Origin of the sequence: Aminobacter sp. NyZ550, assembly GCF_025628925.2 — a bacterium.
GTDB classification, from domain to species: domain Bacteria; phylum Pseudomonadota; class Alphaproteobacteria; order Rhizobiales; family Rhizobiaceae; genus Aminobacter; species Aminobacter ciceronei.
In genome coordinates, this window is the sequence record NZ_CP114190.1 from 3,911,826 (window position 1) to 3,931,896 (window position 20,071).

Here is a 20,071-nt window from a genome sequence, read left to right on the forward strand (position 1 = left end):
GTTATTTCTTGCTGCGCAGTGCCGCCTCGAACGCCTTGCGCGCCCACACGGTCATTTCATCAGGATCGTCGACAGCGCTTTCGGGGATTGTCCAGTAGGGCATGTTGACCGGTCGCCCGCCGGCATCGGTCCAGCGCGTTGCCCCCGCCGCCTCGAAATCGGGCGCGCTCACCGCATCGGCCTTGAGCAGGATTTCGCCACGCACCTCGACGCCGACGATCAGGCCGTCGTGATAGATGCCCTTGCCGCCGAACATCTTGCGGATGGTGACATCGCCAAGGCCGGAGAAGGTCTCGCGGATGGCTTCGTCGCTCATTGGCTGATGCCTCGCTGAGGATCAGGCCTGCGCGCGCGCTTCGGCGAGCGCCTTGAGGTCGGCGGGCTTCAGCTCGACCGACTCACCGCAGCCGCAGGCCGAGCTCTGGTTCGGATTGTTGAAGGTGAAGCCGGTGCGCAGGGTGGTGACCTCGAAGTCCATCTGGGTGCCGAACAGGAACAATGCCGCTTCAGGAGCGACATAGACATGGGCGCCGTCGCGCTCGATGTGGTCGTCCTTGGGGTTCGGCTCGGTCACCAGGTCGACCGTATATTCCATGCCGGCGCAGCCGCCCTTCTTGATGCCGAGGCGGATGCCCTTGGCATTCTCACGGGTGGCCATGATCTCGCGCACGCGGTCGGCGGCCCGGTCGGTCATTGAGATGACGGCGAAGCGTCCCATGTTTCTTCCTGCTCCATTCCTTGCAGGTTCAAGGCCTGCCGGATGATTCTTCCTTAAGATGGTGAAATGTCTCGCGTGATGCAAGGCATCCAATTTCCAGTTGTTCGGCTAGATTCTGACAAGCTGCACCTTATCGGCGTCGGTTCCAAAATGTGATGCGAACTCCAACACATCCTCTACCGCTTCGCCCTGATGCGCCGTGGTCACAACGAAACGACTTGAATCTGAACCATCGCCGACAACGAGTGCGTCGATCTGATCTTCTACGTCTTTTGCATTCTCTCCCACGACCGCGATGAGGGAGACGCCGTCTCGCAAGCACTGCTCCACAAAGGGCCCAATTGCCTGTGGTCGGCTGACCGGCAGCTGCAAGACGATCTTGCGGGCATAGGTCACAGGTCCACCAATCCGAAAGCGGCGACCAGCTTGTCGTAAGTATGCGTGTCTTGCGTTTCGCCGTGTGGAGCGACGAGCTGCCAAATGTCATCGCTGTACAGGAGCAGCATCTCCTCGGTCGGAGCGACGACTTGCACGTCGCCTGCGCCCAGATAGAGCGAGTACCCCTCTATCCCGTGGCGAGACAGAATGGCGTAGTGAGCGCGAAACTCTCCCGTACGGATGCGAAGCCCATCGTCCGACGTACCTTCGTACGGCTCCACAATTCGACATATGCGACCGATCGCAGTTTTCCGAAAGGCTTCCTCGTCAGAGCCATAGCGGATTCCGTCAGCAGGCAGCGACAAGACACGAACATAGCAGCCGACGAACACGCCGTTCGCGGCTGCCAACTCGCTCATCAATACCAGCCCACCGCGACCTGGGCTTCCTCCGACATGCGGTCGGGCGTCCATGGCGGATCGAAGGTCATATTGACCTCGACGCCCGACACGCCCTCGACGGCGCCGACGGCGTTCTGCACCCAGCCGGGCATTTCGCCTGCCACCGGGCAGCCCGGAGCGGTCAGCGTCATGTCGATCTTGACGGTGCGGTCGTCCTCGATGTCGATCTTGTAGACGAGGCCGAGTTCGTAGATGTCGGCAGGGATTTCGGGGTCATAGACCGTCTTCAGCGCCGAGACGATGTCGTCGGTCAGCCGCGCCAGTTCGTCCGCCGGAATGGCCGAGGCCGACACGACGCCGTTGCCGCCGGTTTCGGGAGCGGTCTCGTCGGTGGTCGCTGCGATAACGTCTTCCATGGTGCTCATCCGAAGAATTTCCGTGCTTTTTCAAGCGCCTCGGCCAGGACGTCGATCTCGGCCTTGGTGTTGTACATGCCAAAGGATGCCCTGCATGTGGAGGTGACGCCGAAGCGTTTCAACAGCGGCTGGGCGCAGTGGGTGCCGGCGCGCACGGCAACGCCCTGGCGGTCGATGACCATCGACACGTCATGGGCGTGGATGCCCTGCAGCTCGAAGGAAACGATGGCGCCCTTGCCGGGCGCGTCGCCGAAGATGCGCAGCGAGTTGATCGAGCGCAGCCGCTCATGGGCGTAATCGCGCAGCATCGCCTCGTGTGCTGCGATGCGCTCGCGGCCGATGCCGTCGATGTAATCGAGCGCGGCACCGAGGCCGATCGCCTGGACGATCGGCGGCGTGCCGGCCTCGAAGCGATGCGGCGGCTCGTTGTAGGTAACTATGTCCTCGGTCACTTCGACGATCATTTCGCCGCCGCCATGGAACGGGCGCATGCGCTCGAGCAGTTCGCGCTTGCCGTAGAGCACGCCAATGCCAGAGGGGCCGTAGAGCTTGTGGCCAGTCATGACGAAGAAGTCGCAGTCAAGATCCTGCACGTCGATCGGCATGTGGACGGCACTCTGGCTGCCGTCGACCAGAACCGGGATGCCGCGCGCATGCGCGATGCGGCAGATCTCCTTGATCGGCGTCACCGTGCCGAGCGCGTTCGACATATGGGTGATCGCAACCAGCTTGGTCCGGTCGGTCAGGCGCTTCTCGAATTCCTCGACATGGAACGCGCCGAGGTCGTCGACCGGCACCCAAACCAGCTTGGCGCCCTGGCGTTCCCTGATGAAATGCCAGGGCACGATGTTGGAGTGGTGCTCCATGATCGACAGAACGATCTCGTCGCCCTCACCGATATTGGGCATGCCGTAGCCATAGGCAACGGTGTTGATCGCCGAGGTGGCGTTGGAGGTGAAGACGATCTGGTCGACATTGGGCGCGTTGAGGTAGCGGCGAACGCTCTCGCGCGCCTTCTCATAGGCATCGGTCGCGGCATTGGAGAGGAAATGCAGGCCGCGATGGACGTTGGCGTATTCGTTGGAATAGGCGTGGGTGATGGCGTCGATGACGACCTGCGGCTTCTGGGCCGAAGCACCATTGTCGAGATAGACGAGCGGCTTGCCATAGACTTCGCGCGACAGGATCGGGAAGTCCCGGCGGATCGCCTCTACGTCATAGGTGCTGGCTTCGACTTTGTTGTCCATCTTCATGCCCTTGCCGTCATCAGCTGTGCCGGACCTTCTCCCCTGGCAAGGGGAGAAGGATCAGGCCTCAGCCATGCGTCGCAAACCAGTTGCTCAGCAGCTCTTCCAGCGGATCGACGACGCTTTCGTCCTCGAGTTCCTCGATGACCTCGGCCAGGAAGGCGCGGATCAGCAGGCCCCGGGCCGACTTCTCGTCGATGCCGCGCGCCATCAGATAGAACAGATGGTTGTGGTCGATCTCGGTGACGGTGGCGCCATGACCGCAGGCGACGTCGTCGGCGAAGATCTCCAGCTCCGGCTTGGTCGAAAACTCGCCGTCGTCGGACAGCAACAGCGTGTTGCAGGCCATGCGGGCGTCGGTCTTCTGGGCGATCTGGTGCACGTTGATACGGCCCTGGAACACGCCCTTGGCGCGGCCGGTGACGACATTGCGCACCACTTCGGTCGAGGAGGTGTGCGGCACGGCGTGGTCGAGCACCATGGTGACGTCGACATGGCTGTCGCCGGCGAGCAGGTTGACGCCGCGCAGCTTGAAGTCGGCGCCTTCACCTGACGCCTTGACGATGACCTCCTGGCGGACGAGCTTGCCGCCGGCATTCATCACGAACAGGGTCAGCTTGGCGTTCCTGCCGAGTTCGGCCTTGAACTGGGCGAGATGGGTCGCCGTCTCCGGCTGGTCCTGGACGATCAGCCACAGCACCTCGGCATCGTCGCCGACCAGAAGCTGGCTGACGGAGCTGACGAGGCCAGCGCCCTCGCCCGTCTGGCGCTCGACGATGGTCGCCTTAGCGCCGGCACCGACACGCACCGGTAGACGCACATGGCTCTGGCCGCCGGCCTGGAGGTTCTGCAGTTCGACCGGCTTGTCCAGCTGGACGCCTGCTTCGATGTCGACGAAATAGCCGTCAGCCACAAAGGCGGTGTTGATGGCGCCGATGGCGTCATCGGTACCGTAGGTGACGAGCGCCGCGGCATAGCTGCCGTCGGTGAGCTTGTCGGCAAGACGCTGGAGGGTAACGCCCTCGATGCTCGACACCGCCTGCGACACGCCATTGGCAAGCGACAGCACGGTCGAACCTTCGATCAGCGGGGCGACCGACTTGGCCTTGACGCTGGCGTCGAAGGCGGGAACGGTAGCCAGAAGGCGGCGCAGATCGGTGTAGTGCCAGGATTCGACGCGGCGCGTCGGCAGGCCGGCCTTGACCTGCTCGATGGCGTCGTCGCGCTTGACCATAATGGCGCCATCGCCGGGAAGCAGCGACAGCCGCTCGCCGAAGGCGTCGACAAGCGCCGCCTCCGCGGGGGTGCGCTGGATTTCAGCACGCATGTTCATGGTCGACACCTCAAGCCGCCTCTTCGATGATCCCGGCGTAGCCGTTCTCTTCGAGTTCGAGCGCCAGCGACTTGTCGCCCGACTTGATGACCTGGCCCTTGTAGAGCACATGGACGGTATCGGGAACGATGTGGTCGAGCAGGCGCTGGTAGTGGGTTATGACGACCACCGCGCGGTCGGGCGAACGCAGTGCGTTGACGCCGTCGGAGACTATCTTCAGCGCATCGATGTCGAGCCCGGAGTCGGTCTCGTCGAGCACGCAGAGCTGCGGCTCGAGCAACTTCATCTGCAGGATCTCGGCGCGCTTCTTCTCACCGCCGGAGAAGCCGACATTGACCGGACGCTTGAGCATGTTGATGTCCATGTCGAGCGAGGCAGCGGCTTCCTTCACGCGCTTGAGAAAGTCCGGGATCTTCAGCGGCTCTTCGCCACGCGCCTTGCGCTGCGAGTTCATCGCCACCTTGAGGAACTCCATCGTGGCAACGCCCGGTATCTCCATCGGATACTGGAAGGCCAGGAAGATGCCCTTGGCGGCGCGCTCGGCCGGGTCCATCTCGAGGATCGACTCGCCGTTGTAGAGGATCTCGCCCTCGGTCACCTCATAGTCGTCGCGGCCGGCGAGGATGTAGGACAGTGTCGACTTGCCCGAGCCGTTGGGGCCCATGATGGCTGCGACTTCGCCTGCCTTCACCGTCAGGTTCAGGCCGCGGATGATCTCGATGCCGCTGTCGGCGATACGGGCATGCAGGTTCTTGATCTCAAGCATTTTCGTTCAGCTTTCTTCACTTCAGGCGCCGGGCGGGCGGCGCAATTCCTGTCAAAGACGTTGCCGGCGCGCCGGTCAGATTCCGAATGCGCGCCGCAGCAACGGCAAGAGAGTTGCAGCGATGATGCCGGTGACGGTGCCTACGACCAGCCGCGCGGCGCGCGACTGGAACGACGGTGCCATTGCGGCGAGCCCGCCGCAAACAACTGCGTAGAAGACCGTCGACACCGGATCCATCAGCCGACGCTTCCTTCCAGGCTGATGCCGATGAGCTTCTGCGCCTCGACGGCGAATTCCATCGGCAGTTCCTGGATGACTTCCTTGACGAAGCCGTTGACGATCAGCGCGATGGCCTCCTCCTCGGGAATGCCGCGCTGCATGACGTAGAACTTCTGGTCGTCAGAAATCTTCGAGGTGGTCGCTTCGTGCTCGAACTGCGCCGACGAGTTCTTCGCCTCGATATAGGGCACGGTATGCGCGCCGCACTGATTGCCGATCAGCAAGCTGTCGCACTGGGTGAAGTTGCGCGCGTTGGTCGCCTTGCGGTGGGCCGAAACCTGGCCGCGATAGGTATTCTGCGAGAAACCGGCGGCAATGCCCTTGGAGATGATGCGGCTCGACGTGTTCTTGCCGAGATGAATCATCTTGGTGCCGCTGTCGACCTGCTGGTAGCCGTTCGACACCGCGATCGAATAGAACTCGCCGCGGGAGTCATCGCCGCGCAGGATGCAGGACGGGTACTTCCAGGTGATGGCCGAACCGGTTTCGACCTGGGTCCACGAGATCTTCGAACGGTCGCCACGGCAGTCGCCGCGCTTGGTGACGAAGTTGTAGATGCCGCCCTTGCCCTGGGCGTCGCCCGGGTACCAGTTCTGCACGGTCGAATATTTGATCTCGGCATCGTCGAGCGCAACCAGTTCGACCACGGCGGCGTGAAGCTGGTTCTCGTCGCGCTGGGGTGCGGTGCAGCCCTCGAGATAGGAGACATAAGCCCCTTCCTCGGCAATGATCAGCGTGCGCTCGAACTGGCCGGTGTTCTTCTCGTTGATGCGAAAATAGGTCGACAGCTCCATCGGGCAACGCACGCCCTTGGGCACGAACACAAACGATCCGTCGGTGAAGACGGCCGAATTCAGCGTCGCATAATAGTTGTCGGAGGTCGGAACGACCGAACCGAGATACTTCTTCACCAGTTCCGGGTGCTCGCGGATGGCTTCCGAGATCGAGCAGAAGATGACGCCGGCCTTGGCCAACTCGTCCTTGAAGGTGGTGACGACGGAAACCGAATCGAACACGGCGTCGACGGCGACGCGGCCCGATTTGTAGACGTTGTCGCCAGCCTCTTCATCCGCCAGTTCGTCGACCGGGGCCGCTTGCTTCTGCACGCCGGCGAGGATTTCCTGCTCGCGGAGCGGAATGCCGAGCTTTTCGTAGACCTTCAGAATCTCGGGATCGACTTCGTCCAGCGAGGTCGGTCCGGGCGTGCTCTTGGGAGCGGCATAGAAGTAGATGTCCTGGAAGTCGATCTTGGGATAGTCGACGCGCGCCCAGTTCGGCTCTTCAAGCGTCAGCCAGCGGCGATAGGCACCGAGGCGCCATTCGAGCATCCATTCCGGTTCGCCCTTCTTGGCCGAGATGAAGCGGACAATGTCTTCGCTCAGGCCCTTGGGGGCCTTGTCCATCTCGATGAACGATTCGAAGCCGTATTTGTATTGGTCGACGTCGATCTTGCGGACCTGCTCGATCGTTTCCTGCACAGCAGGCATAAGCGTTCTCCATCCACGCCGGGGTCAAGGCCCGACAGTTTTCAAACTATGGCACCGCTGGAGCGGCGTAAGTTCCATATAGTGTGTTTTTGCCCGGAATTCACCCGGAAGGATGCCTTTGGCGTCCCTGACACACCCGTTCACTGGCCGTTGGGCCAAATTTCCGCCGATCAGGCGGCCTTGGTACGGTCCGTGCGGCGCGAAAGAAGCGCCGCCAGGGCCGTTTCGAATTTCTCCACGTCCGCCTCGGACGTCTGCCGGCCAATCGACACGCGCAGCGCACCCAGATTGTCGGCAAAGCCCATCGCCTTCAGCACATGGCTGGGGCCGACCTTGCCCGACGAGCACGCGGAACCTGCCGAGAGCGCAACGCCTGCGAGATCGAAGGCGATCTGTGCCGTCTCAGCCTTGACGCCCGGAATAGCGAAGAATGTCGTGTTGGCAAGCCGTTCGACTGCCTTTCCGAAGATTTCCGCATCGGAAACAAGCCGCAGAACCGTCTCTTCGAGGCGATCACGCAGGGCCCGGACCTCGCCGATCCCGGCCAGCCCGTCCAGAGCGGTGCGCGCGGCAGCGCCAAATCCAGATATCGCTGGCAGGTTCTCGGTGCCGCCGCGATGGCCCTTTTCCTGACCGCCGCCCGTCACCAGAGGTGCCGGCATCATCAGATCGGCTTGGGCGACGATCGCGCCGGCACCCTTGGGGCCGCCGATCTTGTGCGAGGAAAGAATCAGATAGTCGGCATAACCCTCTGACATATCGAGAGGAATGCGGCCCGCAGCCTGGACGGCGTCGAGCACCAGCACCCCGCCAGCCACCTTCACCAGTTCAGCAATGGCGCGGATGGGCTGAATGACGCCGGTCTCGTTGTTGGCGGCGTGGATCGCCACCAGTGGCAGGCCTTCCGACTTGTCGTGGGCGGCGAGTGCGGCTTCCAGGCCAACGAGGTCGACGATGCCGTCGCCATCCACGCCAAGTCGCGTGAGCCGCTCCGCCGGGAAACGGCCGCCATTCAGCACGCAAGGATGATCGGCCTCGGTGACATAGAGACGCGACATGCGCACTGCGCCGCGCCCCATGCGCCAGTCGGGCGACAAAAGCGTTGTCGCGGCTTCGGTGGCACCGGAGGTAAAGACGACATGTTCAGGCCTGGCGCCAACGAGGGCGGCGACATCGCGCCTGGCATCCTCGATGATCTTGCGGGCGGCCCTGCCCTCGCTGTGAACCGACGACGGGTTGGCCCCGACTTCGAGCGCCGCGACCACGGCCGCACGCGCTGCGGGCAACAGCGGCGCACTGGCATTGTAGTCGAGATAGGCGCGCGGTCCGGCCATTTTCCTGGTTTTTGCCCTGTCAAATCATGTTCGGATGGGAGGACGCGCAATTTCCTTGAAATTCCAAGGCCAGCCGTCCTATCTACCCGCTTTGCCAAATGGGCGGTTTCGCCACCCAGTTTTGAACAGTTCTAAACTAGCTTCTAAGAAGACGCGTCCCTCGCGTCAAGGCTGGGCACAGGATTGTTTCATCGGCCTTGCGTCAAGTGGAGTAGTTTATGCCAGAGGTCATTTTTACCGGTCCGGCGGGTCGCCTGGAAGGTCGCTATCAGCCGTCCAAGGAAAAGAACGCGCCGATTGCCATCATACTGCATCCGCACCCGCAGTTTGGCGGCACGATGAACAACAAGATCGTGTACGACCTCTTCTACATGTTCCAGAAGCGCGATTTCACCACGCTGCGCTTCAACTTCCGCGGCATCGGCCGCAGCCAGGGCGAATTCGACCACGGCACCGGCGAACTGTCGGATGCGGCTGCCGCACTCGATTGGGTGCAGTCGCTGCATCCTGACTCGAAGAGCTGCTGGGTCGCCGGTTATTCTTTCGGCGCCTGGATCGGCATGCAGCTTCTGATGCGCCGCCCGGAGATCGAAGGTTTCATCTCGGTGGCGCCGCAGCCCAACACCTATGATTTCTCGTTCCTGGCACCCTGCCCATCGTCGGGCCTGATCATCCATGGCGACGCCGACAAGGTGGCGCCGCCGAAGGACGTGCAGGGCCTTGTCGACAAGCTGCACACGCAGAAGGGCATCACCATCACCCAGAAGACGCTCCCCGGCGCCAACCACTTCTTCGGCAACGACCCGGAACTGGTGATCGACGAGTGCGCCGAGTATCTCGACCGCCGTCTCGCCGGCGAGCTTTCGGACCCGCGTCCGAAGCGCCTGCGCTAAGAGGAGTTCCGCGCATGTACCAGCCGCCGCTGTTTCGCGAGACCAGGCTGGACGTTTTGCATGCGCTGATCCGCAACCATCCGCTCGGCCTTCTGATCTGCAACGGATCGGAAGGCCCGGTGGCAAATCCGCTGCCATTTCTGCTCGACGCCGACATCGGCCCGAATGGACGGCTGCGAGCGCATCTCGCCCGCGCCAACCCGCAATGGCAGTTGTTGGCTGAAACGCCTGACATGCCGGTGCTGGTGGTGTTCCAGGGCGAGGACGCATACGTCACCCCATCCTGGTACGAAACCAAGCGCGAAACCGGCAAGGTCGTTCCGACCTGGAACTATGCGACCGTGCAGGTGCGCGGCATGGCGCGTGTCATCGACGACAAGGACTGGCTTGCCGGGCAGATCGCCGCGCTCACCGCCAGCCAGGAAGCCGGGCGGACCGAGCCCTGGCAGGTCTCCGACGCGCCTGATGCCTACATCGCAGCCCAACTGAAGGGCATCATCGGGCTCGAAATCGACATCACCGCCATCGACGGCAAATGGAAGGTCAGCCAGAACCGGCCCGTCGGCGACCGCATCGGCGTCGCTGAAGGCATAGAGGCCGAGCAGAAGCCGGCCGGCGGCATGGCGCAACTGGTCCGCCAGTATGGCGGGCTCGCGGGCGAATAGCCCTTTCGACCTGGAGCCTCTCATGAACATCCGTCCCCGCGTCGCGGCCGACAATGCCGTGCTCGTCGCCATCTGGGAGGATGCCGTGCGTGCCACACATCACTTCCTCGGCGAAGACGACATTCAGTTCTTCCGTCCGCTCGTCCGCGACGACTATCTGCCCGCCGTCGAGGTGCTGGTGGCGGAGGACAGCGATGGCAAGCCCGTCGGCTTCATCGGCCTGGACGGCCCAAAGGTCGAAATGCTGTTCGTCAGCACCAGCCAGCATGGCAAAGGCATCGGCAAGGCGCTGATCGAGCATGTCGGCCGGCTGAAGGGGCCGCTTGCGGTCGACGTGAACGAGCAGAACCCGGGTGGCGTCGCCTTCTATCTGAAATGCGGCTTCAGGCAGGTCGGGCGCTCCGAACGCGACGGCCAGGGAAAGCCATTTCCTCTGCTGCACCTGGCGCAGGCGTCCTGAGGCATGAACGGGATCAGCTTCCGGCCGTTTCGCAGCTACGAGCTAGCAGCTTATGTGGCGTGGTTCGATGATGCCGAGGTGGCACGGCGCGTCGACTTCCCCGGCACGGACTGGTTCGCCTATGTCACGGATCCGGCAAGTCCGGCCCATCTTGTCGTGGCCACGCATGGTGCGAGCGACACTCCGCTTGCCGTGTTGCAATATGACGAGCAGGACGACGGCGGCATCAGCCTGCTGATCGTGCTCGACCCCAGCCAACGCGGCCGAGGGCTTGGCAAACGTGTGCTGGCGGCCTTGGTCGCGCATGTCAGCGGCCGTTACACCCATATCGACGGCCAAATCGAAAACGACAATCTCGCCTCCATCGCCTGCGTCGAAAGCTGCGGCTTTGTCCGTCAGGCCGAGAAGCCGGACGACGGATTCCTGTTGTACCGAAAGCCACTTGGGGTCGGAATCTCATAGAATGAATCCGGGCCGCCAAGGCGGCCCGGATGTTGCCTTACTTGGCCTTCAGGAAGTCGCCAACTTCAAGCAGGACGAATTCGTTGTCGTCAGCCTTGTCGAGCGAGCGGCCGGCCGAGAACGGCAGGTTGTTGTCGTTGCCGACGACGATGTGGCTCTCGTCGACGAGATCGACATTCTCGATGGTGACGAAGGGCATATCATAAAAGCCCTCGCCGCCGCCCTGGCGCTTCTTGTTGTCGGGGTCGGCAATCTTCATGAGGTCGATGTAGCCGACCTTGCGCACGGCCTTGCCGACATTGTCGTCAGTCATCTCGATCTTGTAGATGCGCTTGACCTTGGCCGCGCGAGCGAAGCAGTCGGGCTTAGGGGCGTTGGCGTCTGCGCAGGCCTTGTCGGCGGTGCCGGCGCCGTTGTCGCGCTCGATGACGAGTGCGTCGGTGGCGCTGATCATGTTGAAATCGCCGATCGCCTCGCCGCCGTCGGCCAGCGGATAGAGCCAGCTACGGCCGGTCCATTCCTTCTTGGCGGCATCGAACTCGATGACGCGCAGCGCCGTCTTGCCGTCGACCTTCTCGACTTCGCCGTCGGCCATGTAGCGCGGCCCTTCGAGCATGCCGAAAAGCCTGGAGCCGTCCTTGGACATGGCAAGGCCTTCATAACCACCCGAACGCTTGAGGTTGAAGACCGGATTCTTGGCGACCGGATTGCCCGGCAGGGTCAGCGTCGGATGGTCGGGCGAACGGACGGGCTCGCCTTCGGCAACGGTGTCGATGACGTCGGTCAGCTTGCCGTCGAGATCGAACTTCAGCAGATACGGGCCGAACTCCTCGCCGACCCAGAAGCCATCAGCGACCGGCTGGATCGATTCGACGTCGAAATCACCACCGGTGAGGAAGCGGGTGTCGGAGCCTTCGAGCACGATCGGGAACGGCGCCTTGCGGTCGGGATCGGTCAGGAACAGGGTCTTGATGCGGTTCATCGTGCCCTTGTCCCAATCGAATGAGACGTGGTGCAGCATCAGAGCAGCGTCGGTGGAGTTCAGCTTGTTGCCGAAGCCGTTGTCCGACAGCGACCAGAACGTGCCGTCGCCGACGGCCTTGATGCCGGAGAAGCCCTGGACGGGCTGGCCGTCGAAAGGCAGCGACAAGCCGGTCGGGCGCACGCCGTCCTTGCCCGGCACAGTGCCGAGGCCTTCGGCGCGCTTGCGGTCGGGCGTGGTGAACTTGCCCGAGCTGCGCAGGTGCTCCGGCGCGTTTTCGGGTGAAGCAATGATCGTGTTCGCCGGCAGGATGGCGTGACCGGCAAGCGTTGCCTTGAATTCCGTCTCCTCCGCGAAGGCGGAGGCGGTGGTAAGCGCGAGAACAGCCGCAGCCAGATAGAGAGAGCGTCGCATGTTGGACCCCGATTGGTTGAAGGAACGCCCTCCAGCTAGGTCCGGGCCATGTCGGGCAGGTGACGCCTCGGTGAAACTTTGATGAAGTCCCCTGACGCTGGCGGCAGGACCGCCTAGCGCTTCCGCGGGTCGGTGCTGCTCATGGTGTAGACGTGGGCCTCAAGCCCGTTCATCGGTCCGGTGTGCTGGAAGCGCATGCCGATCTTTTCCAGCACGTTCAGCGACGTCGCGTTGTCGACATGGGCAAAGGCGATGAAGTGATCGCCTATCCTGCGGTCGAAGAAGAAGTTGGCCAGGGCTGCGGCTATCTCGGTGGCGTAGCCATTGCCCCAGAATTGCGGGGCAATGGCATAACCGAGTTCGAACTGGCCGGTAGCGGCGAACATGGAGAAACCGGCGCGACCGACGAAGCGCGCGTCCTCGCGCCGCTGCAGCTTGAGTTTGGTGATGCCGTGCAGCCGGTATTCCTCGGCCCAGCCCCTCATGCGGCCGGCAGCCTCGTCGCGTGTCCAGGGCTGGCCGGTGATCGACAGATAGCGCGACGCCTGCACCTGCGAATGCAGCCAGACGAGATCGTCCAGGTCGGTGTCGCGCCACGTCCGGAGCAACAGCCGTGGTGTCTCGAGAACCGTTTCATCCGTCATGTTGGCGTCCATCCATGCACCGCAGTCGTTTCCGGCACCACAAGGGACGCCGCTGACGGTTGGCAATCCTTGTGATTCTGGCACTTCAGATGCTAAAGCGCTGGCGTCGCCGATCCAAAGCCGGATCTGCCGTACCAATCGTCCGCCGAGAGAGAAACCATGTCCGCCTTCAAGTCCGATTTCCTGCGCACCCTTTCCGAGCGCGGCTTCATCCACCAGACCTCGGATGACGCCGGCCTCGACGATCTGTTCCGCAAGGAAACCGTGTCGGCCTATATCGGCTTCGATCCGACGGCGTCGAGCCTGCATGCCGGCGGCCTGATCCAGATCATGATGCTGTACTGGATGCAGAAGACCGGCCATCGCCCCGTGCCGCTGATGGGCGGCGGCACCGGCATGGTCGGCGACCCGTCCTTCAAGGACGAGGCGCGCAAGCTGATGACGCCCGAATTGATCCAGTCCAACATCGACGGCATCAAGCAGGTGTTTTCGAACTACCTGACCTTCGGCGACGGTCCGCGCGATGCGATGATGGTCAACAACGCCGAGTGGCTGCTGCCGCTCAACTATCTCGAATTCCTGCGCGATGTCGGCCAGCATTTCTCGGTCAACCGCATGCTGAGCTTCGATTCCGTCAAGCAGCGCCTCGACCGCGAGCAGTCGCTGTCGTTCCTCGAATTCAACTACATGATCCTGCAGGCTTACGACTTCGTCGAGCTCAACAAGCGCTACGGCCTGCGCCTGCAGATGGGCGGCTCCGACCAGTGGGGCAACATCGTCAACGGCATCGACCTGGGCCACCGCCTCGGTACGCCGCAGCTCTACGCGCTGACCTCGCCGCTCTTGACGACCTCGTCCGGCGCCAAGATGGGCAAGTCGATGAACGGAGCCGTCTGGCTCAATGCCGACATGCTGTCGCCTTATGATTTCTGGCAGTACTGGCGCAACACCGAGGACGCCGATGTCGAGCGCTTCCTGAAGCTATACACGGCGATGCCGCTCGACGAGATCGCGCGCCTGGCAGCCCTTGGCGGCTCGGAGATCAACGACGCCAAGAAGGTGCTGGCGACCGAGGTGACCGCGATGCTGCACGGCCGCGCGGCAGCCGAACAGTCGGCCGAGACGGCGCGGAAGACCTTCGAGGAAGGCGCGCTCGCCGATACGCTGCCGACGGTCGAGGTGCCAGGCGACGAGCTGAAGGCCGGCATCGGGCTGCTGTCGCTTGTCGTTCGCGCCGGGTTGGCCGCTTCGAACGGCGAAGCACGCCGTCACGTCCAGGGCGGTGCTGTGCGCATCAACGACCAGTCGGTCAGCGACGAGCGTCGCGCGGTGACGACCGCCGACCTGACGCCGGAAGGCGTGGTCAAGCTGTCGCTCGGCAAGAAGAAGCACATTCTGGTGCGCCCGGCGTAATCAACGCCTGGCGTAATCAACGCCCGGCGTAACGCCCCCCGCAGGAACCGAGATGGCCGGCAATGCCGGCCATTTTCATGTCTGGGGACAGGTGCCGCCTGCGTGCTCAGTATTCGAAGATCGACCGGAAGATACCGGGCGCGATCGCGGACAGCGGATTGACGTGCAGCTTGGGCGCGTTGGCATCGCCCGAGAGTTTGTAGGTAACGCCAATCAGGCCGCCGTCGCGTCCGTTGCCCAAAATGACCCCGACAAGCGGCAGCTCGCCAAAGATGCGGTTGAGGCCATAGGCCGGCATGAAGGTGCCGGTCATGTTCATCTGGCCCTGCTGGTCGTAGAGCGTGCCCTGGAACGTCGTCCCGATCAGCGGCCCGCGCAGGACGCCTTTGTCCAATGCCAGGTACTTCGAGCGCTTGTCGATCTGGGCGAAACCGCGTTCGAACCTCACCTTGGAGACGTCGATGTCCTTACGCATCGCCTGGTTAAGGCTGCGATTGTCGCCGGCCGGCTTGCTGGCGACGATCGAGGCCAGCCTCGGTTCATCGACGACGACGAATTCGCGCACATCGACCTGGCCCTTGAGTGGCCCGTCGCCTGAGGATTCCAGCGCGAGCGCCAGCGATCCGCCCTGCATGCGGGCATAGACGTCAAGGAAGCGCAGGATGGCGCCGGCGTCAGCGGATCGCACGTCGAGGCGGCGGCCACCGCCCTGAAGCACGTTGCTGACGGTGATCTGGCCACCGGAACTGGCTGTCGCGTCGACCTTGAGCCCGCCGACCTTTGAGCCGGAGCCCGAATACTCGAGCGTAACGCCCGAAAGCTTCTCGCCGCTGAAGCCGACCAGAGTGTCGACATTGGCAGTGACCGAAATGGAGTTTGAACCGGCTGATTTCGTCGCACTGTCGACGTCGGACATGAACTGCTTGATCAGCGCGCGCGCATCGAGCGAGTTGCCCTTGACCTGGACCGCAAAACCCTTGCCCGAGCGCTTGATGTTGACCGCGACGTCGTCGCCGCGGTTGAGCTGCACCTTGTTGAAGCGCGCCGAAGACAGGCTGCCATTGGCGAGCGCGACGTCGCCCGTGATGGTGAATGTCTTTCCGTCGAGGTTGAAGTCGGACAGCGTCGACCTGTCGCCATCCGACGTCATGGTGAACGACACCTCGGCTGATATGCCCGGCCCCTTGCTCCAGCCGACCCATGGCAGATCGAGCCTGGCCGCGGTCAGGTCGGCCACGATGTGGCGCTTGCCGGGTTCGGGCTGTTCGACATCGACCTTGATGGTTCCCGAGAGCATGTCGGACAGGCCGGGAACAAGCGCGTTGCGTGCCTTGTCGTCGAGCACGAACTGGACATTGCGTTGCTTATCGATGCCATTGTCGCGCAGCGGCTCGACAAGGTCGAGTTCCGCCGGAACACCATTGAGCTTGCCCTTGGCAACGATGACGGCCTTGTCTGGTGTGACGGTGATGTTGCCGTCGGCGTCGGACAGCTTCTGGCCGTCGAACTCCTTGGCCACAGCCAGGCCGTCATAATCGAGCGCCACCTTCCAATCGAGCTTGTCGGTGTCGATGCCGCTGGTGAGCGGAATGTCGGCCTTGACGTTGCCGGTGACGTCGCCCGTCAGCTCCTCCGGCAGGATGCCGACGTGGCGCATGGCATTGATCGGCTCATAGGAAGCGAGTTCCGCGATTGCATCGGCGCTGCCATCGACATCGATATCGAGCGAGCCGATGACCGGCATGACATTGGCCTTGACGACCTTCAGCGTGCCGTTGCTGGCGGCGACGGTGCGGCCGCTGGGCATGAAGACGGTGCCCTGGGACAAGGACACGTCGACGTCGTTGCCGTGGAATTCGACGATGCCCCTGGCATCGCGAATGGGCGGAATGCGGCCGGCGACGTCGAAGCGCGAGCCGTCGATCTCGAAACGACCGAACACTTCCTGGGCGTTGAGCGGCACGCCGTTGCCGAGACGGTCGGGCCTGACGTCGAACTGCACGTTGCCGTCGACGACACGGCCGCCATAGAGATTGTGCAGCACCCAGAGCCGGGCATTGCGGGCCGAAAACCACGGCCACAGCTGCTTCACATGCGCGACCGACATGTCATGGATGGTGAAGGCGACAAAGATGCCGGGCGCCTTGCCGTCGACGAACTGCACCGACGCCTTGCCGAGCGCCTCGCCGCCCGGTCCTGATTTCAGGCCGATCTGCTCGGCAGCGAGCGTGTTGGTGACCACGTCGTAGGTGCCGGCGATCCGCGCCAGGAAACTGAGCGCCGGCTCGGGCGATTCATCAGGCGCCAGGCGCGAGTCGCGGCTGATCAGCTCGAAGCGATAGGCTGGATTGTCGGAAGCATTGCCGGTCGCCGGGCGCGGGCCGAAGCCGCCGGCGAAATCGAATGTCGAGCGGCCGGTCGAGACCAGCAGCTTGCGGATGTCGAGCTTGTTTTCGCCGCCGGCAAGGCGAAGGTCGACGGTGACGTCGCCGACAAGCTGGCCGCGTTCGTGCAGATCCAATGTGGATTTGCCGATCGAACCTTTGGCGATCAGTTCGGAACCGTCGCCGCCGATGCCCTCCTGTCCGGTGATCGTCAGTTCGGCAGAGCCGATGCGGCTTGCCTTGGCTGCCGGAATGTCGGCCTTGCCGGCGAAGGGGTCGGTCATCGACACGGTCGCATCGAGGGCTGCGACCCGATTGGCGGCGCTGTCGCGCCGGGCCGCGGCGGCCAATTCGACATCGCGGCCATCGACGTCGAAATTGGCAGCGATACGCAGCTCGCCAGAGCGGGTCTTGGCGAGCGAAGCGTCGATGACGCGCACGACCTTGACCTCACCGCCGGAAGGCAGGACGAAATCGACATTGCCGAGCGCGATTTCGCGCATCGCATCGAACTGGACCGCGTCAAAGCCGCGGCGAATGCCCCGGAACGTCTCGTCCAGCAGCTTCTGCGGATCGACGAGGCCCTGCTCGTTGCGCAGCACGGTACTCCAGTCCGAACCGCCGGCGGCCGGCATCGCATCGACGACGATCCTTGCATCGGAAATGCTGGCATTGCCGAGGCGGACATTGCCGGTGAGCAACGGCACGAGCCGGATGCCGAAGCGCATCAGGCCGGCTTCGGCCATGGGCGAGCCATCCGCGCGGGTGAGCCTGACGTCGGGAACCTCGACCGCGATCAGCCTGAGGCCATCGAGCGTCAGCCGCGCCTGCCCCATCGAGACGTCAACATCGACGCCGGCAAGTCCCTCGATGGCATGTTCAGCCTCTGCACGTAGCCTGTCCTGGCCGAAACCGGAGTAGCTGAGCGCTTCGATGGCGATGATTGCCAGAAGCACAAGCGAGCCAAGGACAGCCACTGCGGCAAGCACGCAATGGCCGGCACGCCGCCGCACGGAGATACGTGGACGCGGCAGTTCCTGGCCCGCAGCCGACGGCATGGCGCCGAGATCGGTAATCTCATCGCGCCTGAACCGGATTTTCTCGTGCCGGGGCACTTCCTGATCCACGCTATGTCCCGTAGTCGTTTCGGTCGTGGACGAATCCAAGTCCGGCATTCTTAACCTGACATCCTTGCCGGCTCACCCCGTAACTTCAAACAAGGGTATCGATATGTCTGAACTCGAGACAGGCCAAACCGCCCCGCAATTCACGCTGCCGCGCGACGGCGGGGGCATTCTGACGCTTTCCGACTTCGGCGGCAAACCTGTTGTCCTCTATTTCTATCCCAAGGACGATACCTCGGGCTGCACCGCCCAGGCGATCGACTTCACCCAACTCAAGCCTCAGTTCGAAAAGGCTGGAGCGGTGGTCATCGGTGTTTCGCCCGACAGCGCCAAGAAACACGACAAATTCAAGGCCAAGCACCAAATTGGCATCGATCTGGTTGCCGACGAAGAGCGAAAGGCGCTCGAGGCCTATGGCGTGTGGACCGAAAAATCCATGTATGGCCGAAAGTATATGGGCGTCGAACGCTCAACCTTCCTGATCGGTGCCGACGGCAAGATCGCGAGGATCTGGCGCAAGGTGAAGGTATCAGGCCATGCCGCCGAAGTGCTGGAGGCGGTGAAGGCGCTCTAGCGAAAATCGCGCGCTGCGGAACCGATGCCCGCTCCCGACGTTCTCATCCAGACGACCATCAACGGGAGAAGAAAGATGTTCCGCAGCGTCATCCTCTGGATGCTTGGCATTCCCATCCCCATCATCATCCTGCTCTGGCTTTTCCTACGTTAAATCGGGACCAGCCGACAATATCAAAATAAAGTCCGGTCGCGTATAGTCTCGCCTTATCAAATCCGGCGCAAGATTATCATCGCATGACTTGGACAGACAGGAACCCGCCATATCTTGTTGTGGCGGGTTTTTCTTGTCTTTGCCCATCCGGAAAGCAGGCCGCCGGGCCGATGCGGGCAAAGCTTTGTTAACCCTAATAATGTGTAATCGGATCGTCGCTGTTCGTGATGAGAGTTCGGTCCGGTGAAAGCAGCAAATCAGGCCGCCGTTTTCGGCAGGCGCAAAGAGCCCCATACCGTCATCATTGCACGCGGCAACGAGATCCGGCACTTCACAATACGCCCATGGGTGGCCGCAGCAGCCGGTTCGGCGCTCGCCGCGATCGCCATTGGCTACCTCACGGCCACGTCCTATCTCGTGCTGCGCGACGACCTGATCGGTGCCGCGACCGCCCGCCAGGCGCGCATGCAGCACGCTTACGAAGACCGTATCTCGGCCCTGCGCGCCCAGGTCGACCGCATCACCAGCCGCCAGTTGCTCGACCAGCAATTGATGGAAACCAAGGTCAGCGAGCTGCTCGAACGACAATCGCAGCTCAGCCAGCGCAATATCAGGCTTGGGCCGGTCCTCGACAAGGCGGCAGCCTCAGAGGTGACTGACGCCGCGCCCGCCGGCAAGACAGACGAACGCGCCGACATCACGCCCACGATCGATCACCCCCTCGCCTACGCGGCGGCCGACACTGCTGCGGTGCGCCCGTTCTCGTTCTGGTCGACACGGACCGCCGAGCCCGATGGCGAAAGCCGGGCCGACCGGGCCGACAAATTGTTCGTCGCCATCAACAAGTCGCTGCGCAGCATCGAGGACGATCAGGCAAAGCGCATCGGCGCACTTGCCGATAACGCCTACCAGACCGCAGGTGCGATCACCGACGCGCTGGAGAATGCCGGCCTGCCCGTATCCACGGAAAAATCGGGGGAAATCGGCAAAACGGGCGTGGGTGGCCCGCTGGTGCCGCTCGACAACCCGATGGCCTTCGACAGCCCAATCGCCTTCGAAAGCAAGGTCAAGGAGCTCGACGCAGCGCTCGACATGCTGGACCGCCTCAAGACGGAAGCGCGCAAGCTGCCGCTCGCCAATCCGGCCGCCGGCCGCTCGATCTCTAGCACCTTCGGGGTCCGCACCGACCCGCTGATCGGCACGCCCGCCCTCCATTCCGGCATGGACTTCCGCGCACCCTACGGCTCGCCCGCGCGCGCCACGGCCGCAGGTATCGTCACCAAGGCGGGCTGGAACGGCGGCTACGGCCGCATGGTCGAGATCGATCATGGCGGCGGCTTCACCACACGCTACGCCCATCTCAGCAAGATCCTCGTCGCCCCCGACCAGAAGATCGCGGTTGGCGACGAAATCGGCGAGGTCGGCAGCAGCGGCCGCTCGACAGGCCCGCATCTGCACTACGAAGTGCGGCGCGACGGCGAGGCGGTCGACCCGCTGCGCTTCATCAAGATCGGCAAGAAGCTCGGCCAGTATCTCTGAGCCGA

Annotated in this window: 21 protein-coding genes; 7 read left to right on the forward strand and 14 right to left on the reverse strand. The window is 63.1% G+C overall.

The annotated features are described in order from the left end of the window. Position 1: 1 nt before the first annotated feature. From N7E70_RS19450 to N7E70_RS19500, 11 genes are all read right to left on the reverse strand, one after another. On the reverse strand, positions 2-316 hold the full coding sequence (locus tag N7E70_RS19450; protein ID WP_154385529.1) for a TfoX/Sxy family protein: 315 nt from the start codon (positions 314-316) through the stop codon (positions 2-4). Positions 317-337: 21 nt separating this feature from the next. Beyond that, positions 338-718, reverse strand: a complete 381-nt coding sequence (sufA, locus tag N7E70_RS19455; protein WP_067962685.1) for a Fe-S cluster assembly scaffold SufA — start codon at positions 716-718, stop codon at positions 338-340. A gap of 108 nt (positions 719-826) precedes the next feature. Continuing rightward, on the reverse strand, positions 827-1,114 hold the full coding sequence (locus tag N7E70_RS19460) for a hypothetical protein (protein ID WP_157097096.1): 288 nt from the start codon (positions 1,112-1,114) through the stop codon (positions 827-829). Next, entirely contained in the window at positions 1,111-1,515 is a 405-nt protein-coding gene (locus N7E70_RS19465; RefSeq protein ID WP_067962688.1) for a hypothetical protein, read from the reverse strand. The genes N7E70_RS19460 and N7E70_RS19465 overlap by 4 nt, the downstream gene beginning before the upstream one ends. Beyond that, the gene (locus N7E70_RS19470; RefSeq protein WP_263007325.1) at positions 1,515-1,913 is read right to left on the reverse strand and encodes an SUF system Fe-S cluster assembly protein; all 399 of its coding nucleotides are present in this window, start codon (positions 1,911-1,913) and stop codon (positions 1,515-1,517) included. Before N7E70_RS19470 ends, N7E70_RS19465 begins: the two co-directional genes overlap by 1 nt. Before the next feature lie 5 nt (positions 1,914-1,918). Then, positions 1,919-3,160, reverse strand: a complete 1,242-nt coding sequence (locus tag N7E70_RS19475) for a cysteine desulfurase (protein WP_263007326.1) — start codon at positions 3,158-3,160, stop codon at positions 1,919-1,921. Between the two features lie 67 nt (positions 3,161-3,227). Then, the gene (sufD, locus tag N7E70_RS19480; protein ID WP_263007327.1) at positions 3,228-4,493 is read right to left on the reverse strand and encodes a Fe-S cluster assembly protein SufD; all 1,266 of its coding nucleotides are present in this window, start codon (positions 4,491-4,493) and stop codon (positions 3,228-3,230) included. A 10-nt stretch (positions 4,494-4,503) separates the two neighbouring features. Continuing rightward, entirely contained in the window at positions 4,504-5,259 is a 756-nt protein-coding gene (gene sufC / locus N7E70_RS19485; RefSeq protein WP_067962691.1) for a Fe-S cluster assembly ATPase SufC, read from the reverse strand. A 75-nt stretch (positions 5,260-5,334) separates the two neighbouring features. Further along, on the reverse strand, positions 5,335-5,496 hold the full coding sequence (locus tag N7E70_RS19490; RefSeq protein ID WP_154385534.1) for a hypothetical protein: 162 nt from the start codon (positions 5,494-5,496) through the stop codon (positions 5,335-5,337). Continuing rightward, positions 5,496-7,025 carry a Fe-S cluster assembly protein SufB gene (gene sufB, locus N7E70_RS19495; RefSeq protein ID WP_067962692.1) on the reverse strand — a complete coding sequence of 510 codons (1,530 nt, stop codon included), beginning with the start codon at positions 7,023-7,025 and terminating at the stop codon, positions 5,496-5,498. The genes N7E70_RS19490 and sufB overlap by 1 nt, the downstream gene beginning before the upstream one ends. Before the next feature lie 170 nt (positions 7,026-7,195). Further along, positions 7,196-8,359 (reverse strand): cysteine desulfurase family protein, encoded by a 1,164-nt coding sequence (locus tag N7E70_RS19500; protein WP_067962695.1) that lies wholly within the window; start codon positions 8,357-8,359, stop codon positions 7,196-7,198. 218 nt (positions 8,360-8,577) lie between these two features. Here N7E70_RS19500 and N7E70_RS19505 point away from each other — a divergent pair, with 218 nt between their 5' ends. Genes N7E70_RS19505 through N7E70_RS19520 form a run of 4 tightly spaced genes read left to right on the forward strand, consistent with a single transcriptional unit; the run spans position 8,578 to position 10,839 of the window. Beyond that, entirely contained in the window at positions 8,578-9,252 is a 675-nt protein-coding gene (locus tag N7E70_RS19505; RefSeq protein WP_067962698.1) for an alpha/beta hydrolase, read from the forward strand. Between the two features lie 14 nt (positions 9,253-9,266). Continuing rightward, positions 9,267-9,917 carry an FMN-binding negative transcriptional regulator gene (locus N7E70_RS19510; RefSeq protein WP_067962699.1) on the forward strand — a complete coding sequence of 217 codons (651 nt, stop codon included), beginning with the start codon at positions 9,267-9,269 and terminating at the stop codon, positions 9,915-9,917. 22 nt (positions 9,918-9,939) lie between these two features. After that, a complete protein-coding gene (locus N7E70_RS19515) occupies positions 9,940-10,377 on the forward strand; it encodes an acetyltransferase (RefSeq protein ID WP_067966674.1) in 438 nt (145 codons plus the stop codon). A gap of 3 nt (positions 10,378-10,380) precedes the next feature. Then, positions 10,381-10,839 carry a GNAT family N-acetyltransferase gene (locus tag N7E70_RS19520; RefSeq protein WP_067962701.1) on the forward strand — a complete coding sequence of 153 codons (459 nt, stop codon included), beginning with the start codon at positions 10,381-10,383 and terminating at the stop codon, positions 10,837-10,839. Between the two features lie 37 nt (positions 10,840-10,876). Here N7E70_RS19520 and N7E70_RS19525 read toward each other — a convergent pair whose 3' ends face one another. Beyond that, complete coding sequence (locus N7E70_RS19525; protein ID WP_154385537.1) at positions 10,877-12,235, reverse strand: esterase-like activity of phytase family protein; 1,359 nt, start codon at positions 12,233-12,235, stop codon at positions 10,877-10,879. 113 nt (positions 12,236-12,348) lie between these two features. Then, the gene (locus N7E70_RS19530) at positions 12,349-12,879 is read right to left on the reverse strand and encodes a GNAT family N-acetyltransferase (RefSeq protein WP_154385538.1); all 531 of its coding nucleotides are present in this window, start codon (positions 12,877-12,879) and stop codon (positions 12,349-12,351) included. 159 nt (positions 12,880-13,038) lie between these two features. Here N7E70_RS19530 and tyrS point away from each other — a divergent pair, with 159 nt between their 5' ends. Continuing rightward, positions 13,039-14,292, forward strand: a complete 1,254-nt coding sequence (tyrS, locus tag N7E70_RS19535; RefSeq protein ID WP_154385539.1) for a tyrosine--tRNA ligase — start codon at positions 13,039-13,041, stop codon at positions 14,290-14,292. Positions 14,293-14,398: 106 nt separating this feature from the next. On the opposite strand, the gene N7E70_RS19540 is transcribed toward tyrS, so the two are convergent. Further along, entirely contained in the window at positions 14,399-17,803 is a 3,405-nt protein-coding gene (locus tag N7E70_RS19540; RefSeq protein ID WP_263007340.1) for a DUF3971 domain-containing protein, read from the reverse strand. 103 nt (positions 17,804-17,906) lie between these two features. On the opposite strand from N7E70_RS19540, the gene bcp reads away from it, so the two are divergent. Next, entirely contained in the window at positions 17,907-18,374 is a 468-nt protein-coding gene (gene bcp, locus N7E70_RS19545) for a thioredoxin-dependent thiol peroxidase (RefSeq protein WP_067962714.1), read from the forward strand. 396 nt (positions 18,375-18,770) lie between these two features. Continuing rightward, positions 18,771-20,066, forward strand: a complete 1,296-nt coding sequence (locus tag N7E70_RS19550) for a M23 family metallopeptidase (RefSeq protein ID WP_263007341.1) — start codon at positions 18,771-18,773, stop codon at positions 20,064-20,066. Positions 20,067-20,071: the final 5 nt, after the last annotated feature.